This window comes from Streptomyces sp. NPDC006235, assembly GCF_040613735.1.
Classification (GTDB): domain Bacteria; phylum Actinomycetota; class Actinomycetes; order Streptomycetales; family Streptomycetaceae; genus Streptomyces.
Genome location: NZ_JBEXSR010000031.1, coordinates 61,479 through 77,400, shown reverse-complemented (window position 1 = coordinate 77,400; position 15,922 = coordinate 61,479). Strand labels below are relative to the sequence as shown.

The window sequence follows — 15,922 nt, the reverse complement described above, 5'->3', positions numbered from 1 at the left end:
GCCCGACGTCCTGGACCTGGCGGACCACGTACTAAGATCGTGTCCTACATGGTGAGGCGTCGTTGAGCTCGGCATGGGGCGGGGTAGGTGGAGCCGGATTGTTCCGGACGGGCTGTGGGAGATCGCGAAGCCGCTGATCCCGCCGTCGAAGGTGCGGCCGCAGGGCGGCGGAACGCAGGACACGCCTGATGAGACGCTGTTCGCTGCCATCATCTACGTCTTGGTCAGCGGATGCGCCTGGCGCCAACTGCAGCCCTGCTTCGGGGTATCGAAGTCGACTGCCCACCGTCGGTTCGTGATCTGGTCTTGAGCCGGTGTCTGGGGCCGTCTGCACGAAGCCGTGCTGCACCGCCTCGACGACGCCGGCCTCATCGACGTCACCCGCGTCGTCCTCGACACCGCCCACGTCAGGGCTAAAAAGGGGGCGAACACACAGGTCCGAGCCCCGTGGACCGGGGCAAGCCGGGTTCCAAGATGCACGTCCTGTCGGACGCGAACGGACTACCCCTTCTCGTCGGCGTCTCGGCCGGCAATACCCACGACAGCGAGGGGCTGAAGCCCATGGTCGAGGGTCACCAAACGAGACACGACCCCCACCGCGGCCGCCATTTCAAGCCCCAGCGCCTGCACGCGGACAAAGCCTACGACCGTGCCGACCTGCGCAGATGGCTCCGATGGAAGCGGATCGGAGTGCGGATCGCCCGCAAGGGCATCGAGTCCAGCCAACGATTATGGCGCCGTCGCTGGGTCATCGAGCGGACCATGTCCTGGCTGTCCGGCTACCGCCGACTCAGCCCCCGCTATGAACGCAATCCCCGCAACTATCTGGCCTTTCTCGGTCTGGCCGCCGCCCTCTGCTGCTACAAGAGGCTCGTCGCCTCACCACGTAGGACACGGTCTTAGCGGTGACCAAATATCTGTGCGGGCGCCCCGGTGGGCTGCGATAATGAGGAACGAGCGGCAGATGCGGCCGTGGGAGCAGCAGACGCACCCGGCCCGCCTGACAGAAACATGCGATCCGGGGACCGTGCCGAAGAAACGCAACGCCGCCCAGCGCATCGGGGCGATCGGAGAGGATCGGTTCCGGCTCTCCTGCCAGGAGAACTTCATCATCTCCAACAAGGTCGAACACGACTTCGGGATCGACTTCCTGTGCCAGCCGGACCTGGCTGCGGACTTCGGCGGGACAGGACCGGTATCCGGAGTTTTCGTCGGCTTCAGCGTCCGCGCGACGGATCGGGACGACGGGCGGATCCGGCTGAACCAGGCGGATGCCGAGTGTCTGCTGGCAGCCCAGTTCCCGACCGGTCTTGCCCTGGTGAAGCTGAACGGGCCGAAGTCCGCGGCCGTCTATTTCCGGATGATGGACGCCGCCTTCATCGTGGAGCTGTCCCAATTTCTGGCGTCCGCCAAGAAGTCCATGCACTTCACCCCCAAGGACATGCGGCCCGTGGCGGAGATCCGGGACGCGGTGGGGGAGGTCAGCGCCCCCGGCTACCTTGAGCAGGTGCGTGCCGACGCTGCCCGGAAGATTGCCGAACCGATCACCGGACCAGTGCAGATCCAGATCCACCGCGATGCCGACAGCCAGGCAACCCTCATCACATCCCTGGACCTGTACGCGTGGTTCGAGCAAGGAACATGCGCTGAGCAGGAGGCGCTCTACCTGGCCACCTTTGGTGAACCGGCGCGACGTGACCAGAGAATGCGCGCGCTCGCGCTGAGAGGCAAGGTCATGAGGGGCCTGGCGCACCTCCCCCAGCCATATGTGCTGGCTGGTTTCGTCATGGACCATCCCACCAGGGTGTGCGTCCAGACCACTTCCGCGTCGGCAGAACTGCCGGTGCTACGTACCGCCAATGAGCACCACTTCGGTTACGTCTACCCTGCAGGCTTCGCCCTGACCGTTTCCGCCCGGGTCGAGAAGGGCGGTCAGTACGTGCACCTGATGCGGGCGCTCGCCGACCCGGACAGCGACGCTCTCCTTGCCGACCACCCGGCCCTACTTGACTTCCTCACCACCTGCCACCCCGAGGCGGTCTTTTCTTTCGACGACCGCGACGGACCGCCTCTCGATGTGACGTACTTCAAGAGCTTGGGCGATCTGGCCCAGTGTGCGGCGGCCTACCGCGATGCTCAAAGCCTGGCCGGCTGGGACGCGGTGCCTGTAATGGTCAAAGACATGGCCAGCCCAGAATCCCAGAACTCCCTGATGTCCCTCGGCGCGGCAGCAGACCCGCAGTCCCCGCCCATCCCCCGGGGACTCCTCCTGGCGGCGCCGGAGGTAGAGGAGGAGGACTGCGACACCGCGCCCGGGACCATTCGCATCCCGGTTGTCTGCAACCTGGCCCACTCCAGCCTCGTCATCTGGTTCTCCGGCCACGGATCCGTGCTGTTCCATGACGGTGATCTGTGCGGATTCCAGGTGCCCGCCTTCCGCGTGGGCACCATCGAGGTACTCCCCCGGGCGCCGAGCCGGTCCCTGTTCCCACGAGTCCTGCTCGGGCCGCGGACGCTTATCTGGGACGCAGGAAGGTGGGAGGAGGGCGACGCCGACACAGGGCAGTGGGCAGACGACGTTCGCCTTCGTTTCCAGCTGGACTAGAGCCGGTGCAGGTGCTCGGCCATGGCGAGCAGGGTCCGGTCCGAATAGGCCGGTCCTACGAGCTGCACACCGATCGGGAGGCCGTCGATGCCGTGCGCAATAGGCACCATCAAGCTGGGCAGACCGACGTGGCTGGTGAGGTTGGCCCAGCCGGTCTGGTCGAAGAAGCTCCGTTCGACGCCGTCGACCGTGAGAGAACGGCTCCCGGCTGGGATCGCCGCGGTGGGAGCGGCGGGCGTAATGAGGACGTCGTACTGACCGTCGGCGAAGAACCGGTGCCACGTCTGCTGGAGCCGGAGGCGCTCCTCGTTGGCGCGGAGCCAGGCGCGGTGTGTCTGCGTGCGGTGGCGGAGGATGGCGGCCCGTGGGCTCGCGTCGTCCGTGTGCAGGTCACGGGCGGCGGCGAGTTCGGCCGCGCCGGCGGCATCGTCGGTGGCGGCCGTCGTGGTGGCGTGGAGGAGCTGCTCGAAGAGGCGGAGGGATTCGGCGAAGCGGACCGACCCCGCAGTGCGGTGGACACTGGCGCCGGCGGAGGCGAGTGTCCCTTCGAGGGCGGCGACAGCATCGGCAATGTTGCGGTCGACGGGGCAGCTCGCGTCGTCGGCCCACACCGCCACGCGGAGCTGGCCGATCGGGTGCTGCGCCGTGGACAGCGTGACGCTCCAGGGGTTGTTCTCGTCGGGTGACGGTGTCGTCAGTGCGGCGAGGAGCAGGTCAAGGTCGCGGGGGTGGCGGGCCAGGGGGCCGGGGGTGACCATGTCGCTGCTGGTGATCCATCCCGGCGGGCGGGGGATGTGGCCGCGGGCTGGGATGAGTCCGTGGGTGGGGCGCAGGCCGTAGACGCCGCAGTAGTGGGCGGGGAGCCGCAGGGAGCCGGCGAGGTCGCTGCCGAGGTCGGCGGGGCTCAGGTGTGCGGCGACTGCTGCGGCAGGGCCTCCGGAGGAGCCGCCGGTGGTGTGCTTGGGGTCGTGCGGGTTGAGCGTGGGGCCGAACAGGGCGTTGTCGGTGTGCAGGTCCTGGCAGTACGCCGGAGTGTTGGTCTTGCCCATGATGACGGCACCTTGGTGGCGAAGCCGGGCGACCGCGTCGGCGTCGCGTGTGGGGACGTGGTCGGCGAGGTCTTCGGCGCCGCTGGTGGTGCGCAGGCCGGCCGTCTCGAAGCTGTCCTTGATCGTGAGGGGAAGGCCGTCAAGGATGCCAGTGCTCTCGTTGCCAGCGCGGCGTTCGTCGGCCGCGTGCGCGGCGGCTCGGGCCGCGCCATCGTCGCGGGTGACGACGGCGTTGATCTGGCTGGCGTCTATCTGGGCGAGGTGCAGGTCCAGCAGTTCGCGGCTTGAGATCTCGCCGCGGTCCAGTGCCTGGAGCTGGACGTGGGCGGGCTGGTGGGTGAGGTCGTTCGTCATGCGAAGACTCGCTCAAGGTGGGGGGCTCGTGCGGGCTGGCGGGGCAGGTGGCGCGCGACATCGAGGAGAGCGTCGATGTCGTCCATGGGCCCGCTGGTCTGGCGTTCGGAGTCGGCGAATTCGGTGAGCTGGTCGGGCGCCGGCCGGGTGCCTTCGGCCCGGGCGGCGATTCCGGCGAGGATTTGGTCGGCCGTGACAGCGGCGGACAGCTCCTGGCCGTGGAGTCCTCGGGCCCGGTGGTGGGCTTCGCTGGCCTCGCGGACGGCGGCGTCGAGGTACTGGCGGATCACGAACCGGCCGTCCCGGATCTCGACGGCTCGGCGGTAGAGCCGGATCGAGATGCGACGGAAGCGGCGCCGCTGGGCCGGGTCGACCCTGTCGATCGGCAGCTCGATCTCGGGTGCCTCCCTATAGAAGGCCAGCCATAGGCGGCGCAGGCCGTAGTAGCTGCGGTACTGCTTGATCCGGTACCGGACGCTCTGGGCCTGGTCGCTGATGGTGGGCACGAGCCAGCCGATCAGCGTGAGCATGGCGCCGACATCGCCGCAGGTCCAGGCAAAGCCCTCCCATTCCGCGAGGGAGGTGTCGAAGGCTTCGGCGACCACGTTGCCGATGCGGACGGCGCTGTATCCGAGGGTGACGGTCGCGCCGAGGGCGACAATGAGCAGGCCGACACGGACGGACCCGCGAGTGCTGCGGCGGGCCAGGCGCCAGCAGGCGCGGGCGAGGAAGACTTCGCCGATGGTGTAGGCCGTGACGTACAGGGTGAGGTACGCGGCGTACCAGTCGTCGTGCGCGTAGTAGAGCGTGAAGTCGATCGGGTGCGGCGCGTTGGGCGTCAGCAGGGCGAACAGCACCAGCAGCCCGGCGATCACCGCGAAGCCGGCCCAGAGCCAGCGGCGACTGCGCCGGCGGGCTACCTCGGGCGGGGATCCCCAGTAGGTGAGGACCACCTGTTGGCAGGCCAGGAGCGCGACCACGCAGCCCTGCGCGAGGGGCACGGAGATGTTGACGGTGCCGAGCACGCGGTCGAGGTAGTTCCACATCGGCGTGATGGAGAACAGGAACGAGAGTCCTGACAGCAGGAAGACAGCGGCCAGCGCGGCGGAGGCGGGGTCGCGGCGCCGCGTGGGCACGTCCCGCAGGAGGCAGAGGAAGCCGAGCGTCGCGACGACGAGGCTGATCGGGTGGAGCAGGTCCTTCACGGCCGGGCCTCCCGTCGGCGCAGCAGCGTGTGCGTGACCCGATCCTGCACTTCGTCCCCGGAGGACTCGTCGCTGCGCAACCACCGGTCGATGATCCGGCGCTGGAGCAGCGATGCCAGGAGTTCGGTGTCTCGCTCCTCGTCCTCGTCGTACTTGGTGCGCCCCAACATCATCTGCACGGTGGCCGGGTCCACGCTGGTGATGAAGGCCTGAGCCAGCGCGGAGACCGGTCGGTTCTCGTGGTGGCCGAGCAGTAGGTGGCTGAACTCGTGGGCGATGATGTGGTCCTGGTGCAGGACGCTGGTCCACGGGTCGTAGAAAACGTGGACGGCACTCTCTGTAACGGCACATGCCCCGCACACCGAGGGCGCCTGCTCCCGGGGCTCTAGGACCACCGTCCGTCCCGTGCGGCGAGAGACCTCGTCGCTGAGGTCGCGGATATTGGTGACGTGCGGGAGCTTCAGCTCGGCCAAGAGGTCAGGCCGGCGCAGCCTACGTGCAGACCACATTGCTTTCCTTGATCATTTACTGAACTGCAGCCTTTTACGCGCCAGTTGAGGGCGGCAACCCCTCGGATTTTCGTACGCTCTCAACGATCCCCAGGACGGCATCCTTTCCGTCTGCAGAGACGTCGGACAGGCGAAGAAGAACGTTCTTGATCTTCGCGTCGCGAAGCAGCGCGAGCAACTCAAGTTCCTGCACGGTCTTTTCGGCGACAGCATCGTCGAACCAATAGGCGGGATCCACACCGAAGAACCCTGCGAGCGCTTCGAGATGACGCTTCGTCGGGTTATCGCGCCGCCCGGTCCGCAAGAGCCACAGGTACTGCCCCGACAGCTTGCCCAGCCCTCGCTTCTCCATCAGTTCGGCCACTTCAGCGTTGCTGTAAGGGCCGCGATCGGGCGGGTGCACAGTGTCGAACAGGCGGTTTAGGCGATCCATGAGCCCCTTGGGGCTCACCTGACCTTCGGCCACTCTTTCATGATCCTTTCCAGGGCGGGCTTCCTCGCAACTTCAGCCACCCTACCCCGCCATAAACACCAGTTTGACGCGCCGATCACACGTATGGAAAGTTCTTCCCCACCAGCACGTTTCCGTGTGGCGCGTACCGCCTGCTTCAGGTCGACCTGTCCGTTTCTACCGGCTGGAGTACGCCGGGCGACGTGGCGCAAGCCATATTCGCCCAGCCGCATACGTCACGTCTGACAGGCCGTATTTGATCTTCGATCGGAAAGCGCGGAGGCGACCGTGGAAACTCCTCATCCACATTGCTTTTCCGCTGCCGGGAATACCAGACTCCCGCTCCAACTCGGGCACAATGGCAGGCTCTTGGCGCACGAGGCAACCGCGGCAACGGTGCACTTCGACGCGAGGACGGACCCCGCCAGGCTCTCTGCGGACGACTCCGGCACACGACCGCTCGGTGACTCTCTGCAACCAGTACAGAGTTTAAGAACCAAGTCTGGATCTTGACACCGGTCCATGCGTATGTTCGTCGTCCCCCGGGCAGCCCGCCTGCGGCGACGAACGTGAGGAGACCGCGAGCACGGACCGGACCGCGAAGGTCCGCGAACAGCGACGGCGCCCGAGAGCGGTAACTCACGGACGCCGAACGCTAAGCGGCATACCCGCCCCGGCAAGGGCGGAGATTGCCCACCATCACCACGCTGAGTCCTTCCGAGGGGCGCGTCAGCGTGGCAACACTGCAAAGGGGAGTATCGCATGCCTCCTGCCCTGCGCAAAAGGCCCTTCCGCCTGGCCTGCGCGGCAGCCACCACCGCCTCGGCGCCTCAGCGCCCCGAGCCGGACCGCACGACCCTGGCCCCGGCGAGCAGCCGGACCCGCCCGCTCGTCTGGAGCGGCCGATGAGCAGCGAAGCCCGCGAGTGGGTGTGGGAGCACAGCTCCAGCCGAGGGGCCGCGCGCCTGGTCCTGCTGTCGATCGCCGACCGGGTGGCCGACGAGCAGTGCATCTCCTGGGCCTCGCTGTCCAGCCTGGCCAAGCGCACACGCGCCTCGGTCTCCACGGTGCGCGAAGCCGTCGAGCGCCTGCTCCTGTCCGGCGAGCTGGAACAGCTCCATGACCTCGTAGGCCCGCAGCGCAGCACGGTCTACCGCATGCCTCTCGCCGCCGAAGTGGTCGCCCAGGCCCAGCGCGAGCTGCAGGAGCAGGAAGACAGCGACACAGCAGCAGACGAGCCCGCGGGCCCCGCGAAGCTTCGGCTCTCGGCTCTGCGGCGGTACGGAATCCGCCCGCGTGAGGTGCCGGAATCCCTCGCGAGGGTCCGGAATCCGGCAGTACCGGAAACCGGCAGGTCGAGGCGGAAACCGGCACAGCGACGTACCGGCCACCGGCACAGCGATGTACCGGCTACCGGCACACAGAACCGTAGTGAACCTGATTTGAACCGGAGGTACAGCAGTAGTGGTGCTGCCGTCCTCCCGGCTGCCGAGTGGCAGGTCGACTCCGCCACCCACACCTGGGCCCGCCAGCAGGGACACCTCGATCGCCTCGGCGAGCAGGGCCTGCGGGCCGCCGACGCGAAGTGGCGTGCGCACCGGGCGGGCCATGCTCCGAGGGCGGCGGAAGCCTGGGCTGCCGACTGGCGCTCCTGGGTCGCCCGGGAGCACGCTCCCAGCCGACCGAACCTCTACGCCGTGCCCGGCAAGAACACCGCCGTACCGGGGGGCATGACGCGGACTGAGGCGCACACCGCCGCCCTGCTTGCCGCCCTCGACGAGCCGACCGGAACGGAGGGCTGACCGTGGACCGCCGCGAAATCGCAGCCCTGCTGGCCTACATCGGCCGACTCGACCCCCGCACCATCCACACCGACCAAGGCGAGGCCCGCGACCAGCTCGCCCAGTGGCACGAGCTGCTCGGCGACGTGCCGATGGCCACCCCGCACGGCTGGGACGTCCGCGTCGCCGCCCGCCAGCACATCCGCACCTCGCCGTACCAGATCCTGCCCGCGGACCTGGCCCGTCCCTGGGAGAGCTACCGGCGCGACCGCCTGGCGAGGCACTCCGACCCGACACCGTCCGTCGACCCGGACGACCAGGCCGCCTGGACCGCCGAGCTGGTCGACACCCGCCGCGCCGTCGCCGCCGGTACCGCGCAGCCCGCGCAGGCCCGGGCGATCACCAGCGGTCGCGACGGAGTCGACCCGAAGCTGGAGGCGCGGTTGCGGGAGATCGGCTCCTGCATACCGCCCGCCGCCCGAGCAGCCCTCGCGCCCTACCGGCCCGCCCGCGCAGTCCGTGAGGCCGCTGTCGCGCAGGGGCTGCCCGATGCCCTGAGCGTGCGGTGCGAGTGGTGCCTGGCCCAGCCCGGCGAGCCGTGCCGCCGCCGGAGGATCGGCCCCGATGGTGGAGCCCGCGGAACCGCCCCGCGCGCCACTCCGCACCCCGGCCGTCTCGACCTCGCCGCCGCCGAGCAGGCACAGCGCACCGAGCAGGCCCAGCAGCCCGCCTTGGCCTGATCCGGCGCCTCCGGCGCGTGCATTCCGTCCGCTGCACCGCCGCAACATCACCGTCCCGCACCGGCTGCGTCGCACGCCCTGCGCCGCAGCTGGCACCCGACGCCGCACCCGCCGAGCACCGCCCTAGCCGGCCGGCGCGGCAGCACATCGGAGACTCGCCTTGCGCCACATCACTACCCACGACGCGCCGGCCACCGGCCTGCGCGGCATCGGAGACACCAGCTGGCACGTCCGCGGAGCGTGCCACGGCATGGACGTCGAGGACGCCGACGCCGTGTTCTTCCCCGGGCCCCGGGACCACGAGGAGATCGCGGAGGCGAAGGAGCTGTGCGGTTGGTGCCCCGTACGCCACGAGTGCCTGGACTTCGCTCTGGAGAACGTCCTCAAGGAGGGCGTCTGGGGCGGGCTCACCGAAGCCGAGCGGCGCCCGCTGCACGACGGACTGCACCGGCGCCTGGACTACCGGCGCGTGACGGCCTTCTTCCAGGGACGCGACGTGCACCTGACCGAGGCCGAGCGGCAGGTTGTCATCGACCACGCCTACGTCCGGGGCTGGCGGCCCGACCGGCTTGCCGCCGCCCTGCAGATCAGCCACAAGCACGCCCGCGACCTGCTCCGGCAAGCGGCCAACAAGGTCCTCGACCGCGACCGCAATTACGGCGTGCCCCGCTCCAAGAAGAAGCGGAAGAAGACCTCCAAGGCCAAGGGCACCCCCGGCCCCGCAGCTCCCGGCACTCAGCAGCCGGCAGGCCGCCCGGCAACGTCGACCCCGGCGCACGCCTCTCTCGGAAAGGCAGCATGACCCACCCCGTCTTCGCCTTCGGTGCTACTTCGGACCTCCCTCTCCTCCTCGCCGCCGTCGTGCCCGCCGCCCTTGCGCTCGTGCTAACCGCCTGGACTATCCGGCGCCGGGGAACCCGCGCGCAGAAACGTCTCGGCGGCCCGGCGGTCAAGGTCGCCGCCGTCGCTGCCCTGGGCTGCACCGCCTACAGCGCCGACACCTCGTGGCGGTTCGCGGCCGACTACCTCGACATGGCCGGCACCGCCGAGCGCGCCGGCATGTTCGCCGCCGCCGAACTCGCACTGTTTGCCACCGCGCTGATGGCACGGCAGAACCTCGCCGTCCAGGGCGTCCCCGGCCTGCCGGGCGCGCTGGTCTGGGTGATCACGACTGTGCAGGTGATCCCCGCCTACGCAGAGAGCGGCCCCATCGGCGGCACGGTCCGCGCCTTCGTCGGACCGGTCATGGCGGCGATGCTGTGGCACCTGGCCATGGGCATCGAACTGCGCCTGCGCACACCCGGCGCCGCCTCGAACGGACTGATCGCCGTCCTGGGCCGGGAGGCACGTGAGCGGCTGATGTCCCGCCTGGGCATCGCCGCGCGAGACCGCGACGCTGCGCAGATCACCCGGGACCGAGCCACCGCCCGTGCGGTCACCCTCGCCGCCCGCCTCGCCGAGCGCACACCCGAGCAGCAGCGGAACCGTCGAGGCCGGCGGCTGACGCGACGCCTGTCGAAGGCGGTCGGCAGGGCCTCGGTCGGCACCGACCCCCTCCAGCGGGCACAGCTGCTCGACCAGATCGCCGCCCGGCGACACGCACTCGCGCTCGCCACGGTCCCGCTCCCTTCTCCCTGGTCCCCTGCGCACAGCAGCGCATCGGCGGCAACGGTCCCCGCACAGCCGACATCGAATGTGCCGGTCCCCGTCCCCGGTCCCGACGGTTCCGACGAGCCGGTCCCGGACGGAGGACCGAGGACTCCTCGGGGACCTGTCCCCGAGGAGGCGGACCCGGAAGCCAAGGTCGGCGCGGGGACCGAGGGCGACGAAACTGGAACGACCGCGGGAACCAAGCCCCCGGAAGACGGCGCGGTCCCGGGGACCGAACCCGCCGATCCAGAAGCCGCAGCGCGGGACACAGCGGCCACGAGGACCGACCTCAACAAGCGAGAAGTAGCAGCTCAGGACCCAGATTCTCATCGGGGACCGGGCCTCGCGAAGTCGGGGCCCGAGAGCACCGAGGACCGAGGACCGACCGCCACCGAGTCCGGGACCGAGACCACCCAGGACCGAGGACCGACCGCCACCGAGTCCGGGACCGAGACCACCCAGGACCGAGGACACAAGGTCCCACTCCGTCGGAAGCCGGCCAGGAAGTCCGGGACGAAGAACAAGGACAAGCGTGCCCGGTCCCGCTCTCCGCAGACGGAACGCCCGGCACGCGAGCTGGGCGAGTCCGAGCGCCAGCTTGTCCACGAAGTGCGCCCCCATGTTCCCGCCCTGCTCGAACGGGACGGCAACGGAGCGATCACCCGGGTGCAGCTGCGCGAAATCATCCGCCGCCAGGGCCTGACGGGTGTCGGGAACGACCGACTCGGCCTCGTCCTCCAGGAGCTGCGGAACGAGGACATCACGACGACGAGGAGCACCGCCCGATGAAGACCTGCCACCAGTTCGACACCGTCCGCGCGGAGTACGAGCGAGAGATCGGGTTCATGCTCGCTCACTCCGAGCGGCACGCGGGCAGGCCGGCGGCGAAGTCCAGCGCGAAGCAAGCTGCCTCGGCGAAACAGCGGATGGCTCGCGCGCTCAATAGCCACGTCGGGCGCTGCCCCGAGTGCGGCTGAACAGGCAAAGCCCCAGTTCAAAGCCCGTGCCCGCAAAGGTGGCCCGGCTCCGTGCCGGGCCACCGCCCCGCTTAGGAGGTACGCCGTGATTTGGCGTCCCCCTCGTTCTTCCGAGCCCACCGTCGCCGAGGCCGATGCCTGGGCGGACGTGCTGGTCCGCCGGCAACTCCTACACGCCGTCGTCCTCACGCCGACCGGGCAGTGGCTCGTCCAGGACCGCCCCGACGGGCCGGTCCGCGTCCTTGCCAGCCCAGCCGGTGTCCTCGCGCTGGCCGCAACCATCCAGCAGCGCACCCGCTCTACGAGGCCCGAATCCTGATGACGAACGCACGCAAGAACGGCACCACCCCGGAACCTGATCCCGACTCCAACTCGGTCTCGGGGCGAGCAAGTTGGGGCGGAAGCGTAGCTTCCGCCGAACCCGCCCCCTCGGGGGCGGGAGAGGACCTGCGCCGGGGGGCGCAGGTCCTTGAGGCTTCGACCGGGGGCGGATCGAAGCCAGGGCAGGAGGAGAAGCAGACTGAACCGCGTGTACGCCGACAGCGCGCTCCTCGCGCCCGCCAGCGTCCGCGCCAGTCGCCCGAGAAGAAGCGCCTCCACCAGCCCAACACACGTTTCAATGATGATGAGTTCGCCGTGATCAAGTCCGCCGCCGCCCAGTGCAATCTGTCCGTCGCCGGGTTCCTCGCCCGCTCCGCGCTCGCCGCCGCCCGCGACCTCAACCGCGCCAGTGCCGAGATCGCCGACGAACGCGAAGTCATCACAGCCCTGTTCGACAGCCGACGTCGGCTCGGCTGGGCCGGCAGTAATCTCAACCAGGCAGTCAAGGCGCTCAACTCCGGTGCAGACGTTCCTCAGCTCGAAGCGGCCGTCGCCGCCGTACGGCGTGCCGCCGACACCGCCCACGAAGCCGCCACACGGCTGATCGAGCACCACGGCTCATGATCCCCAGCGTCAACCCGTCCGGGTCGGACACCAGAGGTCTCCTCTACTACCTCTACGAGACCGGCAAGTACGAGGATCACACCGACCCCCATCTCGTCGCCTCCTTCGACGGCATGTCCCCCGACCCCGGACGCCACCCGAGCGCCACCCTCACAGACCTCCAGCAGCTCCTCGACCAGCCCGTGATGGCCCTCGCCAAGCACGCCCGCCCGGCCAAGCACGTGTGGCACACCTCCGTACGCGCCGACCCCGGCGACCGGATCCTGTCCGACGAGGAGTGGGCCGACATCGCCCGCCGCATCGTTGCCGCCACCGGCATCGACCCCGGCGACGGACAGCCCGGCTGCCGCTGGGCCGCTGTACGCCACGCCGACGACCACATCCACATCGTCGCCACCCTCGTCACCGAGGACGGCCACCGCCCCGACGACTACCGCTCCGGCGCCCGCGCCCAGGCAGAAGCCCGGCTCATCGAGAAGGAACTCGGCCTCCACCAGGTCGCACCCGGCGACGGCACCGCAGCCCAACGGCCCACCAGCGCCGAACGCCACAAAGCCGAGCGGCAGGGTCGCGAGCGCACCGCCCGCGAGGAACTGCGCGAAACCGTACGACGGGCGGTGGCCGGCGCGAGGAGCGACGAGGAGTTCTTCGACCGGCTCGCCACCGCCGGCCTCCTGATCCGCAAGCGCGCCGCTCCCTCTGGCGACCTCCTCGGATACAAGGTCGCCCTGCCCGATGACCTGAACAAGGACGGCGAGCCGGTGTTCTACCCCGGCGCGCGCCTGGCCCCCGACCTGTCGCTGCCCCGCATCCGCGAGCGCTGGGCCGGTGACGCGCAGGACGTTGCGGCTGCCCGGCGGGAGGGTGCGATCCGTACGGGGCCGGGCAGTCCGGCCGCCGCACGCCGCGGGACGGCGTCGGCCGTGTGGCAGGCCGTGCTCGTCGTCGAGCACGGCGAGGACGCGGTCGCCGCCGCCCACATCGCAGCGGCTGGCGAGGTCCTGGATGCCCTTGCGAAGACCTCCGCCGCCCACACTCGCCGCGAACTGCGCGACGCTGCAGCGGCTTTCGAACGGGCCTCGCGCTCTCACGTCCGCGCCGTGCGCGGGCACGATCGAGCCCTGCGGCAGGCCGCCCGCGACCTCGTCCAAGGCGGCCCGGCCCTCGGCCGCGGCGAGGACGGAGCCACCACGGCCATGGCCATCGACATGCTGTTCTTCCTCATCACCGCCGCCGCGCACTGGCACGCCAGGAAGGGGCACGCCCAGCAGGCCGAGGCCGCTACCCGGGCCGCCGCGCACCTGCGCACCGCTTACCAGGCCGCCGCCGCCCAGCCCCTAGACGAGTAGTTCCGAAGTGGCTCAGTGGTCGTAGGCGATCAGTGACCTGGTGATGGGTGCGCCGATGGCTCGGTTGTGCCAGATCGCGCAGGTCATCGCCAGGATCCGCTGGGCCACCCGGACTGCGACGCCCTCGATGGTGCGGCCGCCGTGCTGTTCGAGGTCGAGCTGGCCCTTGAGGGTGTCGTTGACCGACTCGATCAGCTGCCGGACCGTCTTGAGCAGGGCTTCTGCGGGCTGTGGGGTGCCGCGGTTGCGGTAGGACGGCCGAAGCAGGCTGATGCCGCGAGCGGCGAGGAAACGGTCGAGTTCGGCGGCGATGTAGCCCTTGTCCGCAAGGATCATCAGCCCCGGCCGGGCAGCTGCCAGATGCGGTTCGTCGTCGATCAGCGCGGCCAGGACCTGCCGTTCGTCGACCTTGGGGTCGGCCAGGGCCCAGGTGACGGGCAGGCCTGCCGGGGTGCACACCAGATGCAGCTTCAGGCCCCAGTAGAAGCGGGAATGGGACCGGCAGTAGCCGTAATTGGCCCAGCCGGCCAGGTCGGAGCGTTTGACGGTCTCGCGGGAACGGGCGCACTCGACGGGAGTGGAGTCCACGATCCACACATCGTCCAGCCACAGGTCGGTGTCCGCAGCCAGCGACCGGATGGCCCGTTTGACCAGGGGCAGAGCGGCTCGCAGCCGCTTGTTGTAGGCCGGGCGCTGGGGCAGGTAGGGGAACATGCGGTGCAGGTGCGCGTGGGCGAAGCGCAGCCATCGGGCCTCGCAGTGGAAGCCCAGCACGGCCTGGGCCACCGCCAGGGTCACGAGCTCGGCATCAGTCAGCCGCGGCGGACGTCCACGCCACCGCGGGGTCTTCAAACGGTCATCGACATGCACGTACAGTGCCGTCAAGAGGGTGTCTAAATCGGTCGTCACAACCCGATGTTGGACACCCTCCCTCCGTTCGTGAACCCCGCAATCGGAACTACTCGTCTAGGCGTGCTCTACCAGCGCGGCCGACGCCTGAGCCGACCGATGCTCCAGCGGCAGACCGTGCTGCTGCGCGAGGCGCTGCCGGAGCTGGCCGAGCAGATCCTCGCCGAACCCGGCTGGTACGCCCTGGCGGCGACCATCGCGGAAGCCGAAGCCGCCGGCCACGACACGGCCGTCCTTCTGTCCGACGTTGCCGGCCGCCGCGAACTCGGCACCGCGGACTCCGTCAGCGACGTGCTCGTGTGGCGGATGCGGCGGACCGCCGATCTGCCCGCCGACGCCTCCCACCTGTCCGAGACCAGCACCGCAGGGCGCCAGTCCGCAACGCGCGGGACGACCACCAGGCCGCCCTCCGCGCCCGGCAGGCAGCGCAGCGGAGAGGACACATCACGTAAGACCCTGTGAGCCCGCCGGGTGCCTGCACTCGGACTCAGTGCATCACCGAGAAAAGGGGCAGCGCCACCGCTTCGCCCGCAATCCAGAGCATGGTCGTGCGCCACATCGAACCTCGGTGGCGACCAGGTCCGATGTGGAGGCTGTCGGCATCCGTGCACCCGCAGGACGGACGGGCGTGGCGCAGGTGGGGCGAGTCGAGCCAGTAGGCGTCGCGAAGTTGAGCGGTCGAGGGAGACGATGGCGTGTGATCGGGCACACCCTGGCATGGCCACCCCGGCGCACGGAGACACGCATCGTGGCCAACTCGTCATCTGGGCAGCCGAGAAGCCGAAGACCTCTGCTGACCTGGCCGGAGGTGACTGTGGACTTTGTGAATTGAAACCGCCGGGGGCGTGGGGCACGATCATGAAACGCGCAGGACGAGGTGCTGAGGTAGAGGAGGACGCCAAGGTGTTTCACCGGATACGCCGCAGGGCCAAGGAACCGAGCGAAGCTCAAAGACAGTTCGCCGAGCTGTACGTGCAGCTGCAGGGCCAAGTCCCGCCCGGCTTCGGAGTGCCGGCGCCTGAGCCGGAGTCCGCCGAGCCAGCCGCCATCGTGGACGACTTCCTCCCGCCGGAACTGCGGGTGCCGAGCCACGACCAGGTTGAAGGCAAGATGATGCCCTGGAAGCAGCCCCTCGTCCTCGACGGCGAGATGGCCGCCTGCACCGAGTGCGGCGCATACCGGGACTGGCTCATCCTCTCCACCCGCGGTGAGATCTGGCTGCGCTGCAGGGCCGGACACCAGCAGCAGGAGACCCGCATCGACACCGCCTGGTACAACCGGCACTCCGGGCCGGCGGACGCGACGCACGCCACGTTCGAGGACTGCCTGCGCCACCTCGGGCACTGACCACCGCTCCTACGACCCCACCGGGCCCGCGGGCCCGCACTGACCACCCGT

Annotated in this window: 15 protein-coding genes and 3 pseudogenes; 13 read left to right on the top strand and 5 right to left on the bottom strand. The window is 69.7% G+C overall.

The window, feature by feature from the left end; translation table 11 throughout:
* The first annotated feature begins 73 nt into the window (after window positions 1-73).
* Together ABZ192_RS29670 and ABZ192_RS29665 are read left to right on the top strand one after the other, a co-directional pair.
* A pseudogene (locus tag ABZ192_RS29670) lies at window positions 74-903 on the top strand (IS5 family transposase).
* A gap of 43 nt (window positions 904-946) precedes the next feature.
* Complete coding sequence (locus tag ABZ192_RS29665; RefSeq protein WP_356927547.1) at window positions 947-2,605, top strand: hypothetical protein; 1,659 nt, start codon at window positions 947-949, stop codon at window positions 2,603-2,605.
* Here the strand turns inward: ABZ192_RS29665 and ABZ192_RS29660 are convergent.
* The 4 genes from ABZ192_RS29660 to ABZ192_RS29645 are packed head-to-tail and all read right to left on the bottom strand — an operon-like array spanning window position 2,602 to window position 6,188.
* Window positions 2,602-4,008, bottom strand: a complete 1,407-nt coding sequence (locus tag ABZ192_RS29660) for an amidase family protein (protein WP_356927546.1) — start codon at window positions 4,006-4,008, stop codon at window positions 2,602-2,604. The genes ABZ192_RS29665 and ABZ192_RS29660 overlap by 4 nt on opposite strands.
* Window positions 4,005-5,213, bottom strand: a complete 1,209-nt coding sequence (locus tag ABZ192_RS29655) for an MAB_1171c family putative transporter (protein WP_356927545.1) — start codon at window positions 5,211-5,213, stop codon at window positions 4,005-4,007. The genes ABZ192_RS29660 and ABZ192_RS29655 overlap by 4 nt, the downstream gene beginning before the upstream one ends.
* Window positions 5,210-5,722, bottom strand: a complete 513-nt coding sequence (locus tag ABZ192_RS29650; protein ID WP_356927544.1) for a hypothetical protein — start codon at window positions 5,720-5,722, stop codon at window positions 5,210-5,212. Before ABZ192_RS29650 ends, ABZ192_RS29655 begins: the two co-directional genes overlap by 4 nt.
* A gap of 34 nt (window positions 5,723-5,756) precedes the next feature.
* Window positions 5,757-6,188: a helix-turn-helix domain-containing protein gene (locus ABZ192_RS29645; protein WP_356927543.1), complete on the bottom strand. Its 432-nt coding sequence runs from the start codon at window positions 6,186-6,188 to the stop codon at window positions 5,757-5,759.
* A 747-nt stretch (window positions 6,189-6,935) separates the two neighbouring features.
* On the opposite strand from ABZ192_RS29645, the gene ABZ192_RS29640 reads away from it, so the two are divergent.
* The 9 genes and pseudogenes from ABZ192_RS29640 to ABZ192_RS29600 form a co-directional block, all read left to right on the top strand.
* Window positions 6,936-7,082, top strand: a complete 147-nt coding sequence (locus ABZ192_RS29640) for a hypothetical protein (protein WP_210964443.1) — start codon at window positions 6,936-6,938, stop codon at window positions 7,080-7,082.
* Complete coding sequence (locus tag ABZ192_RS29635) at window positions 7,079-7,975, top strand: helix-turn-helix domain-containing protein (RefSeq protein WP_356927542.1); 897 nt, start codon at window positions 7,079-7,081, stop codon at window positions 7,973-7,975. Before ABZ192_RS29640 ends, ABZ192_RS29635 begins: the two co-directional genes overlap by 4 nt.
* A 2-nt stretch (window positions 7,976-7,977) precedes the next feature.
* Window positions 7,978-8,694: a hypothetical protein gene (locus ABZ192_RS29630; RefSeq protein WP_356927541.1), complete on the top strand. Its 717-nt coding sequence runs from the start codon at window positions 7,978-7,980 to the stop codon at window positions 8,692-8,694.
* A 160-nt stretch (window positions 8,695-8,854) separates the two neighbouring features.
* Window positions 8,855-9,496, top strand: coding sequence for a WhiB family transcriptional regulator (locus ABZ192_RS29625; protein WP_356927540.1), 642 nt, complete (start codon window positions 8,855-8,857; stop codon window positions 9,494-9,496).
* Complete coding sequence (locus ABZ192_RS29620; protein WP_356927539.1) at window positions 9,493-11,133, top strand: hypothetical protein; 1,641 nt, start codon at window positions 9,493-9,495, stop codon at window positions 11,131-11,133. The genes ABZ192_RS29625 and ABZ192_RS29620 overlap by 4 nt, the downstream gene beginning before the upstream one ends.
* Window positions 11,130-11,321, top strand: coding sequence for a hypothetical protein (locus tag ABZ192_RS29615; protein ID WP_057608355.1), 192 nt, complete (start codon window positions 11,130-11,132; stop codon window positions 11,319-11,321). Before ABZ192_RS29620 ends, ABZ192_RS29615 begins: the two co-directional genes overlap by 4 nt.
* An 85-nt stretch (window positions 11,322-11,406) precedes the next feature.
* Window positions 11,407-11,640 (top strand): hypothetical protein, encoded by a 234-nt coding sequence (locus ABZ192_RS29610; protein WP_356927538.1) that lies wholly within the window; start codon window positions 11,407-11,409, stop codon window positions 11,638-11,640.
* A gap of 317 nt (window positions 11,641-11,957) precedes the next feature.
* Complete coding sequence (locus ABZ192_RS29605) at window positions 11,958-12,266, top strand: mobilization protein (RefSeq protein WP_356927537.1); 309 nt, start codon at window positions 11,958-11,960, stop codon at window positions 12,264-12,266.
* Window positions 12,263-13,606, top strand: a pseudogene (locus tag ABZ192_RS29600) (relaxase/mobilization nuclease domain-containing protein); the annotation flags it as partial. The gene ABZ192_RS29605 and the pseudogene ABZ192_RS29600, both read left to right, overlap by 4 nt.
* A 21-nt stretch (window positions 13,607-13,627) precedes the next feature.
* Here the strand turns inward: ABZ192_RS29600 and ABZ192_RS29595 are convergent.
* On the bottom strand, window positions 13,628-14,524 hold the full coding sequence (locus tag ABZ192_RS29595; RefSeq protein ID WP_356927536.1) for an IS982 family transposase: 897 nt from the start codon (window positions 14,522-14,524) through the stop codon (window positions 13,628-13,630).
* Between the two features lie 57 nt (window positions 14,525-14,581).
* Here ABZ192_RS29595 and ABZ192_RS29590 point away from each other — a divergent pair.
* Window positions 14,582-14,986: pseudogene (locus ABZ192_RS29590) on the top strand (mobilization protein); the annotation flags it as partial.
* A 441-nt stretch (window positions 14,987-15,427) separates the two neighbouring features.
* Window positions 15,428-15,871 (top strand): hypothetical protein, encoded by a 444-nt coding sequence (locus ABZ192_RS29585; RefSeq protein WP_356927535.1) that lies wholly within the window; start codon window positions 15,428-15,430, stop codon window positions 15,869-15,871.
* Window positions 15,872-15,922: the final 51 nt, after the last annotated feature.